The 18,210-nt window shown below is 61.4% G+C and carries 22 protein-coding genes; 8 read left to right on the top strand and 14 right to left on the bottom strand.

The genetic code is table 11. The annotated features are described in order from the left end of the window. Window positions 1-50 precede the first annotated feature (50 nt). Window positions 51-440, bottom strand: coding sequence for a C-GCAxxG-C-C family protein (locus ACTNB1_RS11095; protein WP_441169504.1), 390 nt, complete (start codon window positions 438-440; stop codon window positions 51-53). Between the two features lie 18 nt (window positions 441-458). Then, complete coding sequence (gene recG, locus ACTNB1_RS11090; protein WP_441169503.1) at window positions 459-2,519, bottom strand: ATP-dependent DNA helicase RecG; 2,061 nt, start codon at window positions 2,517-2,519, stop codon at window positions 459-461. A 276-nt stretch (window positions 2,520-2,795) separates the two neighbouring features. Between recG and ACTNB1_RS11085 the strand changes: the two genes are divergently transcribed. The 8 genes from ACTNB1_RS11085 to ACTNB1_RS11050 all read left to right on the top strand — a co-directional run bounded on the left by ACTNB1_RS11085 (window position 2,796) and on the right by ACTNB1_RS11050 (window position 11,188). After that, the gene (locus ACTNB1_RS11085; protein ID WP_441169501.1) at window positions 2,796-6,224 is read left to right on the top strand and encodes a pyruvate carboxylase; all 3,429 of its coding nucleotides are present in this window, start codon (window positions 2,796-2,798) and stop codon (window positions 6,222-6,224) included. 51 nt (window positions 6,225-6,275) lie between these two features. Continuing rightward, window positions 6,276-7,241 carry a D-2-hydroxyacid dehydrogenase gene (locus ACTNB1_RS11080; RefSeq protein WP_441169499.1) on the top strand — a complete coding sequence of 322 codons (966 nt, stop codon included), beginning with the start codon at window positions 6,276-6,278 and terminating at the stop codon, window positions 7,239-7,241. A gap of 87 nt (window positions 7,242-7,328) precedes the next feature. Beyond that, complete coding sequence (locus ACTNB1_RS11075; protein ID WP_441169498.1) at window positions 7,329-7,673, top strand: PadR family transcriptional regulator; 345 nt, start codon at window positions 7,329-7,331, stop codon at window positions 7,671-7,673. Window positions 7,674-7,697: 24 nt separating this feature from the next. Beyond that, entirely contained in the window at window positions 7,698-8,456 is a 759-nt protein-coding gene (locus tag ACTNB1_RS11070) for a permease prefix domain 1-containing protein (protein WP_441169496.1), read from the top strand. Continuing rightward, window positions 8,453-9,136 carry a hypothetical protein gene (locus ACTNB1_RS11065; RefSeq protein WP_441169495.1) on the top strand — a complete coding sequence of 228 codons (684 nt, stop codon included), beginning with the start codon at window positions 8,453-8,455 and terminating at the stop codon, window positions 9,134-9,136. The genes ACTNB1_RS11070 and ACTNB1_RS11065 overlap by 4 nt, the downstream gene beginning before the upstream one ends. A gap of 9 nt (window positions 9,137-9,145) precedes the next feature. After that, entirely contained in the window at window positions 9,146-9,919 is a 774-nt protein-coding gene (locus ACTNB1_RS11060) for a permease prefix domain 1-containing protein (protein ID WP_441169494.1), read from the top strand. Next, window positions 9,916-10,632, top strand: coding sequence for a hypothetical protein (locus tag ACTNB1_RS11055; protein ID WP_441169493.1), 717 nt, complete (start codon window positions 9,916-9,918; stop codon window positions 10,630-10,632). Before ACTNB1_RS11060 ends, ACTNB1_RS11055 begins: the two co-directional genes overlap by 4 nt. A 61-nt stretch (window positions 10,633-10,693) precedes the next feature. Further along, the gene (locus ACTNB1_RS11050) at window positions 10,694-11,188 is read left to right on the top strand and encodes an S-layer homology domain-containing protein (protein ID WP_441169491.1); all 495 of its coding nucleotides are present in this window, start codon (window positions 10,694-10,696) and stop codon (window positions 11,186-11,188) included. 34 nt (window positions 11,189-11,222) lie between these two features. Here ACTNB1_RS11050 and ACTNB1_RS11045 read toward each other — a convergent pair whose 3' ends face one another. From ACTNB1_RS11045 to ACTNB1_RS10990, 12 genes are read right to left on the bottom strand one after another with little or no spacing between them, the layout of a single operon-like run. Next, window positions 11,223-11,792 carry a DUF2313 domain-containing protein gene (locus ACTNB1_RS11045; protein ID WP_441169490.1) on the bottom strand — a complete coding sequence of 190 codons (570 nt, stop codon included), beginning with the start codon at window positions 11,790-11,792 and terminating at the stop codon, window positions 11,223-11,225. Continuing rightward, a complete protein-coding gene (locus ACTNB1_RS11040; protein WP_441169488.1) occupies window positions 11,789-12,850 on the bottom strand; it encodes a baseplate J/gp47 family protein in 1,062 nt (353 codons plus the stop codon). The genes ACTNB1_RS11045 and ACTNB1_RS11040 overlap by 4 nt, the downstream gene beginning before the upstream one ends. Window positions 12,851-12,854: 4 nt before the next feature. Next, window positions 12,855-13,199: a hypothetical protein gene (locus ACTNB1_RS11035; protein WP_441169487.1), complete on the bottom strand. Its 345-nt coding sequence runs from the start codon at window positions 13,197-13,199 to the stop codon at window positions 12,855-12,857. Between the two features lie 4 nt (window positions 13,200-13,203). Beyond that, a complete protein-coding gene (locus tag ACTNB1_RS11030) occupies window positions 13,204-13,578 on the bottom strand; it encodes a hypothetical protein (protein WP_441169485.1) in 375 nt (124 codons plus the stop codon). A gap of 9 nt (window positions 13,579-13,587) precedes the next feature. Next, on the bottom strand, window positions 13,588-14,538 hold the full coding sequence (locus ACTNB1_RS11025; RefSeq protein ID WP_441169484.1) for a hypothetical protein: 951 nt from the start codon (window positions 14,536-14,538) through the stop codon (window positions 13,588-13,590). Continuing rightward, window positions 14,539-15,102, bottom strand: coding sequence for a LysM peptidoglycan-binding domain-containing protein (locus ACTNB1_RS11020; RefSeq protein ID WP_441169483.1), 564 nt, complete (start codon window positions 15,100-15,102; stop codon window positions 14,539-14,541). It lies immediately after the preceding gene. Between the two features lie 11 nt (window positions 15,103-15,113). Next, on the bottom strand, window positions 15,114-15,647 hold the full coding sequence (locus ACTNB1_RS11015) for a hypothetical protein (RefSeq protein WP_441169481.1): 534 nt from the start codon (window positions 15,645-15,647) through the stop codon (window positions 15,114-15,116). Beyond that, a complete protein-coding gene (locus tag ACTNB1_RS11010; protein ID WP_441169480.1) occupies window positions 15,644-15,853 on the bottom strand; it encodes a molybdopterin oxidoreductase in 210 nt (69 codons plus the stop codon). Before ACTNB1_RS11010 ends, ACTNB1_RS11015 begins: the two co-directional genes overlap by 4 nt. After that, window positions 15,850-16,281: a hypothetical protein gene (locus ACTNB1_RS11005; protein WP_441169478.1), complete on the bottom strand. Its 432-nt coding sequence runs from the start codon at window positions 16,279-16,281 to the stop codon at window positions 15,850-15,852. The genes ACTNB1_RS11010 and ACTNB1_RS11005 overlap by 4 nt, the downstream gene beginning before the upstream one ends. Beyond that, entirely contained in the window at window positions 16,278-16,667 is a 390-nt protein-coding gene (locus ACTNB1_RS11000; protein WP_441169476.1) for a hypothetical protein, read from the bottom strand. Before ACTNB1_RS11000 ends, ACTNB1_RS11005 begins: the two co-directional genes overlap by 4 nt. A 12-nt stretch (window positions 16,668-16,679) precedes the next feature. Further along, window positions 16,680-17,702 carry a phage tail sheath C-terminal domain-containing protein gene (locus tag ACTNB1_RS10995; RefSeq protein ID WP_441169617.1) on the bottom strand — a complete coding sequence of 341 codons (1,023 nt, stop codon included), beginning with the start codon at window positions 17,700-17,702 and terminating at the stop codon, window positions 16,680-16,682. A gap of 2 nt (window positions 17,703-17,704) precedes the next feature. Beyond that, window positions 17,705-18,208, bottom strand: a complete 504-nt coding sequence (locus ACTNB1_RS10990) for a hypothetical protein (protein WP_441169475.1) — start codon at window positions 18,206-18,208, stop codon at window positions 17,705-17,707. Window positions 18,209-18,210: the final 2 nt, after the last annotated feature.

The following is an 18,210-nucleotide window of genomic DNA, read 5'->3' as shown; positions in this document are numbered from 1 at the left end:
AAAAAACAGGGTCCCTCATGCAGCAGCACGAGGGACCCTGTTTTTTCACATTATGCCTGCTCTGCCAGCAGTTCCTCCAGCATCTCCACCGCATCATACACCATCCGGTCGCAGTGGGGCTTGCGCTCCTCTCCCCGCTCTTTGGCCAGGGCAAGCAGCTTCGCACAGTCCAGAGCCTGGTTTTTGCTGCGGAACTGGCTGAGCAGCTCCAGAGCGGCTTCATTGCCCCGACCGGCCATGCCAAGCACCATCAGAGCGGAGGTCACCGCCCCACAGGTGGAAGCGTGCTTCATACCCATTCCAAAGTGAGCGCCCAGCTTGTAGGCCTCCTCTTCTGTCAGGCCGCATTCCCGGCAGAAGGGCACCAGTACCGACTGGCAGCAGTTATAGTGGACATCCGTCCGGGCCCGCAGGGCCTTGGTCTCTTCCATTCTGTTCATATTCTCTCTCATTCCTTTTCAGTTAAACATATCTCCGTGGTCTGCAAAGAGCTTTCGCACTCGCTCCAGCAGCAGAGCGTGCTCTGGCGCCGTCAGTCCGGGGTCACAGGCCAGGAGCTCTTCCGCCGCGTTCTGCGCCTCCTTCAGCACCCGCATATCCCCCGCCAAGTCGGCAATGGCCAGCTGGGGCAAACCATGCTGCCGGGAACCGAAAAAGTCGCCGGGGCCACGGAGGCGAAGATCTTCTTCCGCTATTTTAAACCCGTCATTGGTCTTTGACAAGACTCGCAGCCTATCTCTGCTGTCAGGATTGCGGGTGGCAGTGACCAGCACACAGTAGGACTGATGCTTTCCACGGCCTACCCGGCCACGGAGCTGATGGAGCTGGCTGAGGCCAAAGCGGTCGGCGTTTTCCACCACCATCAGGGCGGCGTTGGGGACGTCCACACCTACCTCAATGACGGTAGTGGACACCAGCACATCCAGATTTCCGGCGGCAAAGGCGGTCATAACAGCGTCCTTTTCCCTGCTTTTCATCTTGCCGTGGACCAGGCCCACCCGCAGATCGGGAAACACCTCCGTCTGAAGAGTCTGGGCATAGGCAACGGCGGCCTTCACATCGGCCTCCCGGTCCTCGTCCTCCTCCACAGCAGGACAGACCATATAGGCCTGACGGCCCTCCCCTACCAGTTTGCGGACAAAGTTATACATCCGCTGACGCTTATCCTCACCCACCACGTAGGTCTCCACCGGACTGCGGCCGGGGGGCAGCTCGTCCACCACCGACACGTCCAGGTCCCCATAGATCACCAGAGACAGCGTACGCGGAATCGGGGTGGCTGACATGACCAGTACGTGGGGAGCTGTTTTGGCCTTGGCGGCCAGGGCGGCTCGCTGAGCCACGCCGAAGCGGTGCTGCTCGTCGGTGATCACCAGACCCAGGTCAGCAAAGTGCACTCCTTCACTGATCAGGGCGTGGGTGCCGATGACCAGGTTCACCTCCCCCGTCTCCAGGGCGGCGTACAGCTCTTTTCTGGCCTTTCCTTTTACTGAGCCGGTAAGCAATCCCAGGTGCAGCCCGGCCCGCTCCAGCAGGGGGCTGAGGGAGCGGAAATGCTGTTCGGCCAGCAGCTCGGTGGGGGCCATTAGGGCGCACTGGCGGCCGTTTTGGGCCGTCACCCAGGCGCCATAGGCCGCCAGCATAGTCTTGCCGGAGCCCACGTCGCCCTGCACCAATCGGTTCATGGGCACACCGGAGGATAAATCGGCGGCGATCTCCTCCATCACCCGCCGCTGAGCGCCTGTCAGCGCAAAGGGAAGCAGGCCGCAGAATTCCTCCGAAGGCGGAATCCGGAACGCTGTCCCCGCCTCCTTGTCCCGCCGGTGACGGAGCAGGGCCATACCACAGGTGAGGAAAAACAGCTCCTCAAAAATCAGACGCCGCCGGGCGGTCTCCAGGGCCGTCTCGTCGGCAGGAAAGTGAATGTTTCGGCAGGCAAATTCCGCCGTAGACAGAGCGTGGTCCTGCCGCAAGTCGTGAGGCAGCGGCTCCTGCACCTGCCCGGCACAGTCCTCCACACACCGCTGGGCCAGTCCGGCCAGCAGATTGTTGGAAATGCCGTGGGTCAGGGGATATACCGGCAGGATGCGCCCGGTAAACTTGACCCGGTCCGCCCGCTCGCACACCGGATTGGTCATTTGCCGCCGGTTGGGAGGCCCTTCCACTCTGCCGAAGCAGACATAGACCTCCCCGATCCGGAATGCATCTTTCAAATAGCTCTGGTTGAAAAAGGTGACGGTAAGGTTGTTGGTGTCATCCACCATCCGCACCTTTACCACCTCCAGCCCCTTGCGGATGCGGGAGAGACGGGGGGCCTCCGCCACCGTCAGGGTAAGGCATACCGGTATACCCTCCGGCGCGGCATCCACAGTGGACATTTTTCGGCGGTCCTCATAGCTTCTGGGATAGTAGCCCAGCAGGCTCTCCACTGTGGTCAAACCCAGCTTTTCCAGGCTTTTGGCCCGGGCCGGACCTACTCCCGGCAGCTCCCGCAGGCTGGTGGTCAGCTTCAATGGCACCCTGTCTCCCCCCTTTCCGCATCAGTGTAGCATATTTCCCATGTTCGGGCAAGCGCCCCTGCTCCTTTCCTGTGCTTCCTGCCGAGTTTTGCAATTTTCAATAAAAACGATTGCAAAAACTTTAGCGTACAGATATAATGGATATACTCAACATATGACTGTGATTTGCCTCAGTACAAGGGTGTCCTGGGGCGCGGCGGGGGCACGGGCCCATCCGCCGTCTTTGTTTATCTTTTGACAGGCTCTGACAAATTCTATTCAGAAAGGACGGACAGCATGGCGGAATGTAAGTTCAACAAAGTCCTGGTAGCCAACCGGGGCGAGATCGCTATCCGGGTGTTCCGGGCCTGCTACGACCTGGGCCTGCACACGGTAGCCATGTACTCCAATGAGGATACCTTCGCTCTCTTCCGCACCAAGGCGGACGAGGCCTACCTCATCGGTGAGAACAAATCCCCTCTTGGGGCCTACCTGGATATCCCCTCCATCATCGACCTGGCCAAGCGCCGCAACGTGGACGCCATCCATCCCGGCTACGGCTTTTTGAGTGAGAACGCCGACTTCGCCAAGGCTTGCGAGGACGCGGGCATCACCTTCATCGGCCCCTCCTCCAAGATTCTGGCCCAGATGGGCGACAAGCTGACGGCCAAGGCCATTGCCAAGGCCTGCAATGTGCCTACCATCCCCGGCTCGGAGGAACCGCTGAAAAGCGGCGAGGAGGCTCTGGAAAAGGCTGTCTCCTACGGCTTCCCCATCATTCTGAAGGCGGCCGGCGGCGGCGGCGGCCGGGGTATGCGCCGGTGCGACAAGCCGGAGGAGGTCATTCCCGCCTTTAATCTGGTGAAGAGCGAGGCCAAGAAGGCCTTTGGCAACGAGGATATTTTTATCGAAAAGTACCTGGTGGAGCCCAAGCACATTGAGGTGCAGATCCTGGGCGACAAGCACGGCAACGTGGTCCACCTCTTTGAGCGCGACTGCTCCCTCCAGCGCCGGTACCAGAAGGTGGTGGAGTTCGCCCCCGCCTTCAGCGTACCCGAGGCCACCCGCCAGAAGCTGTATGAGGATGCCGTTAAGGTCGCCAAGCACGTAGGCTATGTATCCGCCGGTACGGTAGAGTTCCTGGTGGACAAGGACGGCAACCACTACTTTATCGAAATGAATCCCCGCATCCAGGTGGAGCACACCGTCACCGAAATGGTCACCGGCGTGGATCTTGTCCGCGCCCAGATCCTGATTGCCGAGGGACATCCCCTGTCCACTCCCGCCATCGGCATTACCTCCCAGGACTCGCTCCACATGAACGGCTACGCCCTCCAGTGCCGGGTAACCACCGAGGACCCGGCCAACAACTTCGCTCCCGACACCGGCAAGATCACCGCCTACCGCTCCGGCGGCGGCTTCGGCGTCCGTCTGGACGGCGGCAACGCCTACACTGGCGCCGAGATCTCTCCCTACTATGATTCCCTGCTGGTGAAGGTCACCTCCTGGGACAACACCTTCGAGGGTGTCTGCCGCAAGGCCATGCGGGCCATCAGTGAGGAGCACGTCCGTGGCGTCAAGACCAATATCCCCTTCGTCACCAACATTCTGGCACACCCCACCTTCCAGGCTGGCAAATGCCATACGAAGTTCATCGACGAGACCCCTGAGCTCTTCGACATCGATACCGGTCGGGACCGCGCCACTAAGGTTCTGAAATATATCGCCCAGATCCAGGTGGACAATCCCTCCGCCGAGCGGCCTCAGCACGACATTCCCCGGTTCCCGCCTTACGAGAATACCCCGCCCAAGTGTACCGGCCTGAAACAGCTGCTGGATGCAAAGGGCCCCAAGGCGGTGCGGGACTGGGTGCTGAACCAGAAGAAGCTGCTCATTACCGATACCACCATGCGGGACGCCCATCAGTCCCTGCTGTCCACCCGTGTGCGTACCCGGGACATGCTGAAGTGCGCCGAGGGTACCGCCGAGATTTTGAACGACTGCTTCTCCCTGGAGATGTGGGGCGGCGCCACCTTCGACGTAGCCTACCGATTCCTCCACGAGTCTCCCTGGGAGCGGCTGCGGCTGCTGCGGGAGAAGATCCCCAACATTCCCTTCCAGATGCTCTTCCGGGGTGCCAACGCTGTGGGCTACACCAACTATCCCGACAACCTGATCCGCGCCTTCGTGAAGGAGGCCGCCAAGTCGGGTATTGACGTGTTCCGCATCTTTGATTCTCTGAACTGGATCCCCGGCATGGAGATCGCCATGGACGAGGTGCTCAACCAGGGCAAGCTGTGCGAGGCCACCATCTGCTACACTGGCGATATTCTGGACCCCAAGCGGGATAAGTACACCCTGAAATACTATGTGGACATGGCCAAGGAGCTGGAGAAGCGGGGTGCCCACCTGCTGTGCATCAAGGACATGTCCGGTCTGCTGAAGCCTTACGCCGCCAAGAAGCTGGTGTCCACCCTCAAGCAGGAGATCGGCATTCCCATCCACCTGCACACCCACGACACCTCCGGCAACCAGGTGGCCGCCTATTTGATGGCCGCCGAGGCGGGCGTGGACATCGTGGACTGCGCCATCGACTCTATGTCCTCCATGACCAGCCAGCCCTCCCTGAACGCCGTGGTCACCGCTCTCCAGGGGCAGGAGCGGGATACCGGGCTGGATCCTGTCAAGCTCCAGTCGCTGTCTGACTACTGGGCCGACGTGCGTCTGCGCTACGCCAAGTTTGAGGCCGGCATCAAGAATCCCTCTACCGATATCTACCGCTACGAGATGCCTGGCGGCCAGTATACCAACCTGAAGAGCCAGGTGGAAAGCCTGGGCCTGGGCCACCAGTTTGAAGCGGTCAAGGAGATGTACTCTACCGTCAACCACATGCTGGGCGACATCGTAAAGGTGACCCCCTCCTCCAAAATGGTGGGCGACCTGGCCATTTTCATGGTGCAGAACGATCTGACTCCCGAGAATATCGTGGAGCGGGGCGAAGCCCTCACCTTCCCCGACTCGGTGGTAAGCTACTTCAAGGGCATGATGGGTCAGCCTGCCTGGGGCTTCCCGGAAGATCTCCAGCGAGTGGTCCTCAAGGGCGAAGAGCCCATTACCTGCCGTCCCGGCGAGCTTCTTCCCCCCGTGGACTTTGAGAAGGCCCGGGAGGAGGTCCGTAAGTTCTACGACGACGCCTCCGACCACAACGTGCTATCCTGGTGTCTCTACCCCAAGGTGGTGGAGGACTTCTACCGCCACCGTCAGGAGTACGGCTATATCATGCGCATGGGCAGTCATGTATTCTTCAACGGCATGGCTCTGGGCGAGACCAACAAGATCAACATCGAGGACGGCAAGACCCTGGTCATCAAGTACCTGGGCCTGGGCGACCTTAACGAGGACGGCACCCGCAACGTGCAGTTCGAGCTCAACGGCATGCGCCGTGAGGTGGCAGTACCCGACAAGAGTGCTACCGCTCAGGTGCGGAAGGTCAACCTGGCCGATCCCTCCGACAAGAGCCAGGTAGGCGCCTCCATCCCCGGCATGGTGTCCAAGATCAATGTACGTCCCGGCGACACCGTGGAAGAAAACCAGGTTCTGGCCGTCATCGAGGCCATGAAGATGGAGACTTCCGTGGTGGCCCGCATGAAGGGTACCGTGGATCAGGTACTCATCAAAGAGGGCGGCGCGGTCAAGGCCGGCGAGCTGCTGATTACCATTAAATAAAAACAAGGGGCCGGTCTGCCGACCGGCCTCTGTCTTTCAGGAGGTACATCTATGGAAACCATTCTTCATCTGCTTCCCCTGACGGCGGAGCAGCGGGAGGCCTTCCAGGCCGCAGCACCGGAGGCAGAGCATCTCTTTCTCCCCACCAATGACCGCCGGGGTGCCACCGATATCCCCCAGGATTGGCGGGAGCGCACCACTATCCTGCTTGGCTTTGTGCCCCCCAAGGATCTTAAGACCTTTCCCAAGCTGAAATGGGTCCAGAGCTGGAACGCCGGCGTGGATCCCTATCTGGTTCCCGGCGTCCTGCCCGACGGCGTGGCGCTCACCTGCGCCGCCGGGGCCTATGGCCCCGCCGTGTCCGAGCACATGCTGGCCATGCTGCTGGCTGTCTACAAGCTGCTGCCCGGCTACCGGGACCTGCAGCGGGAACACACCTGGGGCAACTGGGCTGGCCTGGGTCCCGTCCGCTCTCTTCGGGGAGAGACCGTGCTGGTGGGCGGCACCGGCGACATCAGCCGCCACTTTGCCCGGCTGTGCCGGGCGCTGGGAGCCAAGACCATCTGGGGCCTCCACCGCTCGGACAAGCCGGTGGAGGACTTTGACCGTACCTTCCCCCTGTCGGAGATCGACGCTCTCCTCCCTCAAGCCGACGTGGTAGCTCTGGCTCTGCCTCACACCGCTGAGACCGCCGGACTGATGGACCGCCGCCGCCTGCTGCTGATGAAGCAGGATGCCGTTCTCCTCAACGCCGGCCGCGGCTCCGCCGTGGACTGCGACGCCCTGGCTCAGGTCCTAGCCGAGGGGCATCTGCTGGGGGCCGGGATGGATGTCACCTCTCCCGAGCCGCTGCCCGCTGATCATCCTCTGTGGGACGCCCCCCGTGCCCTGATTACTCCTCACAGCGCCGGCGGCTACAACCACATGCAGGTCACTCTGGACAACATCGCCGACCTGTTCCTGGACAATCTGAACCGCTGGCTGACGGGTCAGCCCCTCCGCAGCCGGATGAAGTAAAGCTCTTGTTGACATACCTCGAGTTTCTAGGTATACTATACCTAGAAACTCGAGGTATTCTTTTTTTGATCGAAAGGAGGATGTTTGATGAAAGCGGATAAATCCTTGCTCTCCGGCAGTACCACTCTGCTAGTGCTCTCCCTGCTCTCCGCCGGCGACAAATATGGCTATCAGATGATCGCCGAGCTGGAGGAAAAAAGTGACCACACCTTTTCTATGAAGGAGGGTACCCTCTACCCCATTCTCCACACACTGGAGAAAACCGGAGCGGTGGACTCCTACGAGAAGGAGGCCCCCACCGGCCGTACCCGGAAGTACTACCACATTACCAAGAAAGGTCTGAAACTGCTGGGGGAGAAAAAGGAGGAGTGGACCACCTTCTCCCAGGCGGTAAACGCGGTGCTGGCCGGGTCCGCCCCGGCCCACGCCTGACCATGCCGGAAGGGAGGTGAGACCATGGAAGACGGGTTTCACAGCTATTGCGACAAGGTTTGTTCCCTCATCCGCCGCCCCTCCGCCCGGGAGGCGGCCCGGAAGGAGCTGCTGGCCCATCTGGAAGACCACGCCGCCGTTCTGGAGGAGCGGGGCATCCCCGCCGACCAGGCCAGACAACAGGCGGTGGAATCCATGGGCGACCCCTATGAGCTGGGCCGCCAGCTGGACCGCTGCCATGATCCTCTGCTTCCCTGGCTGTCCCGGCTCCTGGCCGTCTCTGCCTGCGTGCTCTTTTTCTTTGGGTTCATGATCGGCCTGATCCATACCACCGGCTGCTTCCGCCATGAGAACTTCCTGCTTCCCGCCTCCTCCCTGCCCTGCTGGCCGATGGAAACGGTGCTGGCGGGCGGCAGCGTCAATGGCGCGGGCAAGGTAGGGGGCTACACCATCCGGGCCCACGAAGCCGCTCTGGTCCAGACCGACGACACCCCCAGCACCCCCGCCCACCCAGAGGTGCAGATCTCCGTCACCATCTCCCACTGGCAGCCCTGGCTGGATAATCTGTACCATGCCTATGTTCCCGCCGTGTGGCATGATCTCGCCGGCGGCTCCGGCACAGTGAATATCGTCGAAACAAACTCCACCCTCCTGGCCTCCCGCTGGTGCCTTCATCTGGAGGACGCCACGCCCGGCAGCCGCCGGTTTTCCATCACCCTGGGCAGGCCCGGCGATCAATGCATCCTGAACGTCTTTCTGGATGAGGAGGTGCCGTCATCGTGAAGCGCTTCCGCTCTTACATCCTGCCCCGCCTGCTGCTGGCCCTCAGCAGCCTAGCCCTGCTCGTCAGTATCTTCTACCTGTGGCTCTCCATGAACGCTCCCCTTCCCTCCGCCGCCGCCATCTGCGCCCGGCTGGACCGGGAGCGTTACGTGTCCGGAAGCGCCCTGATCGCCTCCGGCCCCATCCAGTACCAGGACCCCGACCTCCCCGGCACACCCAAGAACACCTGGTGGTTCGTGGGCAAAAACAGCGGCACCTTCCAGTTCTACACACTGGAAAAGGTGTGGGGCTTTTTGTGGCGGAACACAGACCAAAGCGTGCGTCAGGTTGAATGTTCCCCGGATAGCCCGGCCATCTTTGCCCGGCCCATGGGGATCTATTTCCACGGCACAGGCGGTACGGAGTTCACACTGGTCATCGTGTCCACCGACCCATCAGTGGTGCGTGTGGAGGCCCGTCTCGCCCATATGGGGATGGAGGAGGAGAAGGCTGCCCAGGCCGTCATGGACAGCCGGGGCGTCTCCCCGGAATTTACTCAGGTGTCGGAGGGCGTGTGGGCCGCCCAGGGGGTGGTCGTCCCTCCCTCCGGTGAGCATTACAGTTCTCTTATCATCTGGTGCCGGGGCTATGACGCCAACGGCACCCTGGTCTGTGCAAACCCCGCTCAACCCTTGGAATGAGGTGAATCCATGTCGAGCAAGTCTTCCTATACCTTCTGCACCCAGGTGTGCTCGGTGATCCGCTGGAAGCCAGCCCGGGAAGCGGCCTGGAAAGAGCTGCTGGCTCATCTGGAGGACCACGCCGCCGCTCTGCAAGAACAGGGTGTCCCCGCTGATGAAGCTATCACCCAAGCGGTGGAGGCTATGGGGGATCCCTATGAGATCGGTCACCAGCTGGACCACTGCCACAGCCCTCTGGTCCCCCGGTTGTCCCGAATTTTCATCCTGCTGGCCGCGGCCGTCCTAGTTCTGGGCCTGGTCATCGGTTTCCGAAACGACACCGGTATCTTTGCCCTGACCGGTCTACTTCCTCATGCCGCCGATCTGCCCTATGGCGGCGACGGTACCGTGGAGATCTCTGGCGCCGCCTCCGGCGGCGGAAAGCTGGCAGGCTACACCCTCACCCCCTCCGGCCAGGCCGGGTTGGTGCTGGTGTCCTGGGAATCCCCCGAGGGAGTAATAGACTCGGAGTACCAGCTTCAATGCCCGGTAACCATTCACAAGCAACCCTGGTGCCCGCCCATAAAAGCATACCAGGCTAACGCCGCCTGGACGGATGACACCGGAGCCTCCGGCCTCGCCTACTTCTCCACCTACTATGAGGACGCCTTGTTGGGCTCCACTGCCTGGCTTCGGATTGTCGAGCCCACCCCCGGCTCCCGGAAATTTACCGTCACGCTCAGTTCCACGGAAGAGGCCGTCACCATCTACGTCACTCTGCAGGAGGAGGTGCCCGCAGCATGAGCCGATTCCGATATGTGATCCTCCCCCGTATTCTGCTGGTACTTAGTACCCTGGCCCTGCTGGCGGCCCTGTTCTTGCTGTGGCTCTCACTGGAGCGCCCCATGCCCACCATCGCCTTGGCCTGCCGCCAGGCCGGTCCCGCCAACTGCTTCACCGGCGGCGAAGTGATTGCCTCCGGTCCCATTCATCTCAATTACGCCGAGACGGACGTCGACGCCTGGGCAGTGCTCCGATCCGGGGATAAATACGCCGCAACGACCTTAAAGCGCACCGGCGGTGTGCTTTGGACAATACCCTGGTTCGATCTGCACATCCTCTCCCCGGAGGAAGGTCAGGCACTCTTTCCCTGTTCCATCGCTTTGTTCCACCATTTTTCCTACGCGGATGGGAGCACAGGCTCCCCCTATGTGGAGCAGGAAATTCTGTGGGAGACGCTCCCTCTCGTCATCTGTACTGATCCCTCTGTGGTAACGCTGGTGGGTGAGTTCCTGTGGCTGGGCGACTGGGAGGACCCCCGGGAGGCCCTGGCCCAGCGTGGGGCATCTATCTCTTTATCCCCCGCGGGGAACTGTGTGTGGGTGGGAGAGCCCGTACTTATTCCCAATGTCCCAGATAACCCCAACGGCAGCACCACCGCCAGCACTTACTCCATCTGGCTCCGGGGCTACGACGCCGCCGGCAATCTGGTCTGCTCCTATGATCCCACGGCGTAGCCCTCCTTCGACAGCATAATATTCCAGTTTATGGTATGCTCTCCACAAAGGAGGATATGCCATGCGACAGTTGATTCCCGCTCTCCTGCTGCTCACCCTGCTGGTACCTGCTGCGGCGGCGGTAGAGGTTCCCATCACCCGGGCACAATTTGTCTCCGCACTATGGACCTGGGCGGGAGCTCTGCCCAGTACGGGAGAACAGCCCTTTTCCGACGTCCCGGAAGACGCCCCCTGGGAACCAGCCGTGTGCTGGGCCTACGACCAGGGTCTGGTTCAGGGCACCGGCGGCCTGCTCTTCACCCCTGACCGTCCCATCACCCGTGAGGAAGCTGCCATTTTGCTCCGGCGATACGCCGCCAGCGCAGGCCAGGACGTGTCTTTTCCCGAAATTGCCCGGTGTAATGACTATGAGGACATCTCTCCCTGGGCGGACGACTCCCTCTACTGGGCCGCCGGCACCGGGCTGATGGATTGGTCGGAGGGTGGCCGGCTGGACCCTCAGGGAACCCTGACTCAAACCCAGCTCACTACGATTCTCACCCGTTTCTCCATATAGCGCCAAAAAGGCGGCCCGCGTTGCGGGCCGCCTTTTACGTCACCATTTTCTCCAGCTCTCCCCAGGTGGGATGCAGTGCCTCAATATCGCCCCAGGTGGCGAATTTCGCCTCCATCATAGCCCAGGTGATGTACCAGTACACGTACTCGATCTCCACATGGGCGGGCAGGATGCTCTCGATGATGGCCCGCATTTCTTCAAATCCGTCAGGAATGCCGGGCACATCTGGAAAATGTACCGTTACTTTTCCCGGTGTGCCGGTCTCCTCTGTCACGGCATTGATCCCGCAGCCCTTCAAATTGTCGTTTATAGCTGCCAAGGTGAAGCTGTCTCCGCCAATGCGCAGCAGAGCAGCCAAAGCTGCCCGCCGCATGTTCAAATCGTCGGTCACCGGTCTCCGAGTCAGCAAGGATTCGATAGCCTCCAACCCCTGTCTTTCAGCGGTGGAAATCAGCATCTCCCGCTGGATCTCCTCCAAGGTATCCGAAACACCATCCAGCGCAGCCCCCTGGGCGTCCAGTTCTCCGCCGTTGACGGTACCGTCTAGCTCATAGACCCGCAGAGGCCGCAGGAGCTGTCGCAGGTACTCCCCATATCCGCTCATACCGCCGCCTCCAGTTGGGAAACGGTGATGCTCTCCAAGTGAGGCAGTACATCACTCTCCACTGCCACATCGGCAGCCGGGGCATCAATGACGTAGTTTTTCACACCATCCACGCCAAACGTGATCTCTCCCAGTCTGGCCCGAAGGATATCCTGCCCCAGCAGCCGTCCGTCAAACCAGCTGCGGATGGCCTGTTCCACCGCCTGACGTACCGCCTCCCCATCCCGGTTGTCTTCTGCGGCTACCCGGATCGTCACCGTCACGTTTTTGACCTCCGGAGCCCGCACCTGGACATCCACGGCGATCTCCCGCCGCTGCTCAAAATAGGCCTGCAGCTCCTCCAGCAGTTCTCCGTCGGGCACCCCTGCCGGAGTTGACACCACCACATCCACCGAGCCCACCCCTCTGGGGCGGGATACCACGGCGGCGGCCGCCACCTGAGGGAAGGACATGGCCTCCTGCTCATAGTAGGCTGCATTAGCACCGTTGGGCATCCGCCGGAAGGTTTCCAGTACCCGGCTCCGCAATTCCTCGTCGCTTTCGGTGTCCAGCCCGCCGGAAAAACCTTCCGGGTTCGTACAGCGGCTCACTCCCACCGGGGCAACTGCCATGGCGCGGATCGCGCCTGCTGCCACATTGCCGGATGCCCCCGGCTCGACAGCCCGTGCAGGCACATCTACCATCGTTTCCCCGCCTGCAATAGTCCCCTCCTGTGTGGTCTCAAAACGTACGCCTCCGGCGGTCATGCACACCGTTCCTGCCGCGACGACCAGATCGGTATCCGCGGCAGAATCAGTCTCAAAGCGGATGACCCCCTCAGCCGCCGCCGCTTCCCGGCGGGTCAGGCCCCGCAGCTGGGCGTGGAGATCCAGATAGTCCTCCACGGCAGTCTGTGGGAAGCACTGCCGGTTTACCCAGTCTGCCTGTACATACAGCCCGTAGATCTGACTGGCCACAGCATACAGCCGCACCGCCATATCTCCGCCTGAGCTCAGGGTCAATCCCGTCTCCTGCTGGAACAGTTCCACCATTTGCTCATAAATTTCGTCTACCGTCATAGATTCACCATCCTCCCAGCTCCATAGTCAAGGCCAGCTCCTCGCCCCGCCAGTCCAGATAAAACCGAAGCGTGCCGTCCTCTCCCAGCTCCGCTGCCGTCACTGTTAGATCCGGCTCGTCCGTCAAGGCCTGGGCGGCATACTGTCTGGCCATGCTCTCCCGCTGAGAGGGCTTACACCGGCTCAGTTGGTACAGCTCACTGCCCAGCTCCGGCAGGGGCGGAAAGCTCCCTCGCGGGATGGACAGCTTCCACATAACACGCTGCAAAAGCTCCTGGCTGCCCTCCGCCCGGCGGAGCGCACCGGTTTCATCCGTTACGTAATCCCCATCCCGTACCATCAGTTCCATCCGCTCACCCCATCGTCGACACCGGCGTCCCATTGACTGTCAGTCTGCCGGTAATATCCACCGTTCCGTCTCTTTTCAGATGCAGCGCGGCTTTTCCGCTGTACAGGACGACCTCGCCTTCCTCCAGCTCCCACTTATCCTGACAGCGCACCCCCAGCACACAGGGCGCTTCTCCCTGCTCTCCTGTCTTCAGCACCAGCACCTGCTCTCCCAGGCTGGGCCGCCATACATACCCGCCGGGCGCAAATACCGGTATGTTTCGACGTTCGCCGGCCAGCCAAACTCCCGCGGGATTCTGGGGCAGCGTGACCTGCCCCAAAGCGGCCGCACACTCCGGCTCCAGCCTGCGCCGGCTCCGCTCCGCGATCCACATGCTCATCCACCCTCTCTATTGCAGGGCGTCGGGTACGCCCAGAATCAGTTTTGTGTGGAGCCCGCTCTCATCCAGTGCACAGGTCATCTCCGCAACCCGCCAGAGCCCCTGCCCCACCGGATACCGGGGCGATAGCTCCACCAAGTCCCCCGGCCAGGCCAAAAAACTTCCCGGCAGCTCCAGTTCCATCTGCCGCAGTTCCTCCCTGCTTCGGGAAATCTGGTAATCTCCTGACCAGCGCATAGCCTGATAGGTGCTTTTCCCCGGCATGGTGAGCACTCTCCGGCACATTCCACCCCGCCGAAGAAAGTCGGTGTTCTCCACTGTCTGTACCGCTTCAGTGGTGCGGTCCCGCACCAGTACCTGGGATAACACACCATAGCGCTGATCTCGCAGGGTGAGAGCGGTGACCGCCCCATTCTCCCGCAGCTTCAGTCGTTCTCCTTCCGGCCAGGGCCCAACCACCAACCTGCCCAGCCGGTCGAACCGTGGTGTGACACCGCCGTAGTAGCGGCAAAACTCATAGACCACCTGCCACTCACTACTCCCTGTTTCCACCACAAAGCCGGGCACCGCCGGCAGATTCGCTCCCGGCAAGGCTTGGATTCCGTAAGGCGTCACATGATCCCGCAGGATGTCCTGCCAGGTGGCCGTCTGGTATTCCATCCCCAACGCCTCATTGTCCAGCAGTCGGGCGGCCATGCTCCGGCCAGAGACGGTGAGAAATCCACCGTTTGGGTCCCAGCCCCGCTCACACTCGTCCACCACCCCGGTAAACACGATCTCTCCGTTTTCCATCGCCGTAAAGGTCACCGCCTCAGCCAACAGGTCCTCCTTCTCCGGCTCCCACAGGCATGTAAGCAGAAAACTGTCACAGGGCGTGCCACGTCCGTACTGGAACTGCCAAGCCTTTACATCGGGCAGTTCGATTTCCTTACCGTCCCAGCAGGTCAGTTTTCCTACCATCTAGGCCACCCGCACTTTCTGCCCTACCAGGATCAGGTTGGGGTTCTTGATCTGTGGATTGAGGGTCACCAAAGCAGTAAGACTCATACCGTACTTCCGGGCGATGCCCCACATGGTGTCTCCCCGCACCACCGTGTACCACTGCTCCTGACTGGATGCGGAGCTATTCCCCTCCTGTCCGCCGCTGCCGGTATCAGTTGAAGTTACTTTGGTTCCGGTGCTGTGGCCGTCATAGCTCTCCCAGAAGGTGAAATGGTAGCGCACATAGTCCGCTCTGGGTTCTTGGGTCAGGGAGAGCTCCACAAAGTAGGCGTTGGAGGTCTGCCATACCGGATGGACCAGCAGGCCCGGGCCGTCTGAATAGAACACCGTAGCCAGCTGCTTGAACAGCTCGTAGGCGTTCTCCCCCACGAATTCCCCTTCCCCCTCCATGATCCGCTGCTCCGGCCCCAGATCCTGGAGAACATATCGTCCAAAGGGCACCTTGTCGGCTCCCATGGTCCGTTTGAATCCGATGGAATATACCCTGGGATTGTGGGGCCAAATAAAATTCTTATATCGCATTGCCGCCAATCTCACAGCAGTTGAAACCCCCCGTCAAATCTTCTGGCGTCCCGGCGTACCAACCGATCCAGCCCGGCGGCGTCCCAGGCGCCGCCTTTTTCTCTCTCCCCCGGTTTTTGAAGTGTCACCACCCGACTCTCCTGCCTGGAAGCAGGCAGTGCCCTCAGACTTTGCTTAAGGGCCTGATACATCCACTCTCCCGGCAGGGCGGCATATCTCTCTGTATCCACACTCTCCCACAAGTTAGCATTTTTGAGGCTGGCTGTTTGGTCTGCCCTCTCTCCTGTTTTATAGCCGGATCCTTCAGATCCTTCTCTCTCCAGGCCTTTCGCCGTCCACTCCGCCGAATCTGCAAGCTCCTCCATACCTGCGGGCATACCGTCCATCTTTTCTCTCAGAACGTCCCTTCCCACTTCGGTGTTGGTTCCGGCCTCTTCCGAGACGAGGAGCGCGGTCTCCTCCCAGGCCTTCCGCCAGTCATATTTGATTTGGTGCACTTCCTCTCCTTCCTGCTCCCGCAGGAGGGCTTCAACGTAATTGGTCAAATCCGCTCCCCCCGTTTCAGCCGCTCGTAGCGTTCCTGATCAAAGGAGGCATTGTGAGCCGCTGTCGTCTCACCTGTGGGCATGCCGCATACCGGGCAGCGCTCCTCCTCCGCCTCCGCCCTGCAGTGTGGACATAGCCGCGCCAGCGTCTCCTCCCGATCCAGCATCAGGTTGAGGGCACACCACAGGTAGTCCCGTGCCTTCATTTTTTGGGCCCGCTCCTCCGTAGGAAGGGCCCGAAACATTTGGAGCACGCGCCAGCGAAGGCGCTCATAAGGGGCGTGCTCCAGGCTTTTTTTAGCTCTAGAACAGTCTCCTCCCCATTCTCGGGGGACGGATTTTCCGCCCGATCCAGTTCGTTCCACCGCCGGGCCAGTTCTCCGATCTCCCGGGGACTCAGCCGCTCCAGTACCGCCCGGCCGCTGGAAAAGACAGCCGTTCCTTTTCGCTCCAATGCGCGGGCCAGCAGGCAGGCGTTGGCACACAGGGCCCGTTCCCCCTCATTTTGGGCCAGCTCAGCTGCCTCTCTGCCCGCCTCCAGCACCTCCAGGGCGGAAAGGAGCCGCAGCTCCCTTCCGTCCTCCAGCCTCAGCCGTTCCCTACGGCTGAGGATCGACTGCCGCTCCATGGTCATACCGCCGTCTCGATCCGTTTGGAGGCCACCACCGTGATTTTCTCCACCACCATGGCCCCCAGGGCACCGGTCTCACCAATGGAGCTCCACTGGCAGCCGGAGTAGATGATCTTCCGGTCCGGCTTGCAGATCACCAGGCTGAAATCCTCCAGATCGTGGAAATTGATTCCGTCCCGGATGGCCTCATCTGTGGCGTACAGCCGGGTCAGCTCAATGACGTGGCTGCGCTGGCCAGGGATGGTAGCCACCGGCTCATCCTCGCCGAAGGCCTCCACATTCTGACTGGTTCGGGTAGACTTGGCGGAGTAACTCTGCACCACCGCCACCTTTTTCCCGTCGATCTCCAGATAAATATCGCTGCTGGTGGGAAATCCCGCGACTTTCATAGGCATCCTCCTTTACACCGTAATGTGGGCGCTGAGCCAGATCTGGTTCAGGCCGTGAGCCACCGTGAAGGAGAAATCCACCAGGCACACTGTGGGATTTTCCGTGTCCGCCTGCACCGTGACGTTTTCGTAGCCGGTAATAATCTCTCGGCTCAGCTTGTTCTCCAGCTCCAGAATCACCTGGGAGCGGATGGCCCCTCTGGTCTGCTCCGTGTTCTTGGTCCTGCGGAACTTAGCCCGCAGAGCGTCTCGGATGGTGGGGATCACATCGTCCACGATCCGGATGGTGGTCAGCTCCCGCCAAGTGGCGTCAGGCACTTCTCCGCTCTTGGTGCGGGTGGTAACGGCCCGCACTACGCTGACAATTCCGCTCACCCGCTCCAGGGGGGTGACACCGCCCCGCACCAGGGTGTCGATCTCGTTGTCGGTGTACTGGGCCTCCAGACCGCCCAGTCCCTTCAGTTCCGCGCCTCCCATGGGCACAGCTGGGTCGCTCTCCCCGGCGATGGCGCCCGCCACAGCGGCGGCCAGCAGGCTGGATGCGTCCCCAGGCGCCAGCAGTACCACCCGCTCGCTGTTGATCTGACCCGCCCGCTGCACCAGGTTGTCCACACTCTCAGAGGCCCCGCCGCATACCACGGCAATGCGCTCCCGTCTTGCCTCAGAGGCAGCGCAGACACTGTCCCGCAGCTTCTGCTGCACCGATACATCGGTGCTGTCACACACCACCAGGGCCACATCCTCTTCCGCCTCCAACAGGGCAAAGGCAGCCTCATAACCCTCTGCATTGGCCACCGGCACCGCCCGCACCTGGGCCGCACCGTTAAGCAGCAGCAGGCGGACCAGCTCCGTCAGGTTCTCCTCCTGACCGAAGGTGGTCACAGCATCCTCGTAGCGGTTGAGGATGTAAAGGGTTCCCGCCTCGCCTTCGGTACATACCGCCACCAGACCCGCAGTCTGTCCGCCGCCGGTGCTGCTGACCACGGTGGAGGCATCATAATCGGAATACACGCCCGGTCTCTCATGGGTCGTCATACTCAAATCCGGCTCTCTCCTCTCACAATAAAGTCCAGGAAGGTGCCGCCCTCCTCCGCCACGGCGTAGAGGTACCCCTGGCACAGGGCCTCCACCGTCCGGTGGTACAGACCGGCCTCCTGGTCAAACTCGGTCTCTCCGCAGGAGAGCTCCAGCAGCCGCAGCCCCGGAGGGCCCTCCCGCCGCAGGGCTTCCGCCATTTTGTCAAAGGCGGACTGAATGGCCGCCGCGCCCCCGTTTTGGGGCGCATAGAGATCCAGCCCAAAGGTCAGCACGATCTTCTTCCCATACAGCTCCTGCCACTGGCCACTCTCCTCATCATACCGCTCTCCCAGATAATCCTGAAAGCCCCCCGGCCCGCCTTGACAGGCCCGAAGGGATACGGCGGCCACCGCCCCCTTCCGGCGGAGCCGTCCGCTGTCCGGGTAAGCGCAGACCGCATCGACACCCTGACCATTCAGGTATTCGGCCATCCGCTCCCGGATCTCTCCAAATTCCATACTCATTC

This window comes from Flavonifractor sp. HCP28S3_F3 (genome assembly GCF_052065355.1).
Lineage (GTDB): Bacteria > Bacillota > Clostridia > Oscillospirales > Oscillospiraceae > Flavonifractor.
This window is presented reverse-complemented; position numbering and strand designations above follow the sequence as displayed.

Coding starts and splice junctions, on each gene's coding strand:
- ACTNB1_RS11010 (WP_441169480.1), bottom strand. CDS start 15,853: ATGAAGGCACGGGACTACCTGTGGTGTGCCCTCAACCTGATGCTGGAT.
- ACTNB1_RS11045 (WP_441169490.1), bottom strand. CDS start 11,792: ATGAGCGGATATGGGGAGTACCTGCGACAGCTCCTGCGGCCTCTGCGG.
- ACTNB1_RS10995 (WP_441169617.1), bottom strand. CDS start 17,702: ATGACGACCCATGAGAGACCGGGCGTGTATTCCGATTATGATGCCTCC.
- ACTNB1_RS11070 (WP_441169496.1), top strand. CDS start 7,698: ATGGAAGACGGGTTTCACAGCTATTGCGACAAGGTTTGTTCCCTCATC.
- ACTNB1_RS11025 (WP_441169484.1), bottom strand. CDS start 14,538: ATGGTAGGAAAACTGACCTGCTGGGACGGTAAGGAAATCGAACTGCCC.
- ACTNB1_RS11075 (WP_441169498.1), top strand. CDS start 7,329: ATGAAAGCGGATAAATCCTTGCTCTCCGGCAGTACCACTCTGCTAGTG.
- ACTNB1_RS11050 (WP_441169491.1), top strand. CDS start 10,694: ATGCGACAGTTGATTCCCGCTCTCCTGCTGCTCACCCTGCTGGTACCT.
- ACTNB1_RS11055 (WP_441169493.1), top strand. CDS start 9,916: ATGAGCCGATTCCGATATGTGATCCTCCCCCGTATTCTGCTGGTACTT.
- ACTNB1_RS11020 (WP_441169483.1), bottom strand. CDS start 15,102: ATGCGATATAAGAATTTTATTTGGCCCCACAATCCCAGGGTATATTCC.
- ACTNB1_RS11040 (WP_441169488.1), bottom strand. CDS start 12,850: ATGACGGTAGACGAAATTTATGAGCAAATGGTGGAACTGTTCCAGCAG.
- ACTNB1_RS11060 (WP_441169494.1), top strand. CDS start 9,146: ATGTCGAGCAAGTCTTCCTATACCTTCTGCACCCAGGTGTGCTCGGTG.
- ACTNB1_RS10990 (WP_441169475.1), bottom strand. CDS start 18,208: ATGAGTATGGAATTTGGAGAGATCCGGGAGCGGATGGCCGAATACCTG.
- ACTNB1_RS11080 (WP_441169499.1), top strand. CDS start 6,276: ATGGAAACCATTCTTCATCTGCTTCCCCTGACGGCGGAGCAGCGGGAG.
- ACTNB1_RS11095 (WP_441169504.1), bottom strand. CDS start 440: ATGAACAGAATGGAAGAGACCAAGGCCCTGCGGGCCCGGACGGATGTC.
- ACTNB1_RS11005 (WP_441169478.1), bottom strand. CDS start 16,281: ATGACCATGGAGCGGCAGTCGATCCTCAGCCGTAGGGAACGGCTGAGG.
- ACTNB1_RS11030 (WP_441169485.1), bottom strand. CDS start 13,578: ATGAGCATGTGGATCGCGGAGCGGAGCCGGCGCAGGCTGGAGCCGGAG.
- ACTNB1_RS11085 (WP_441169501.1), top strand. CDS start 2,796: ATGGCGGAATGTAAGTTCAACAAAGTCCTGGTAGCCAACCGGGGCGAG.
- ACTNB1_RS11035 (WP_441169487.1), bottom strand. CDS start 13,199: ATGGAACTGATGGTACGGGATGGGGATTACGTAACGGATGAAACCGGT.
- ACTNB1_RS11000 (WP_441169476.1), bottom strand. CDS start 16,667: ATGAAAGTCGCGGGATTTCCCACCAGCAGCGATATTTATCTGGAGATC.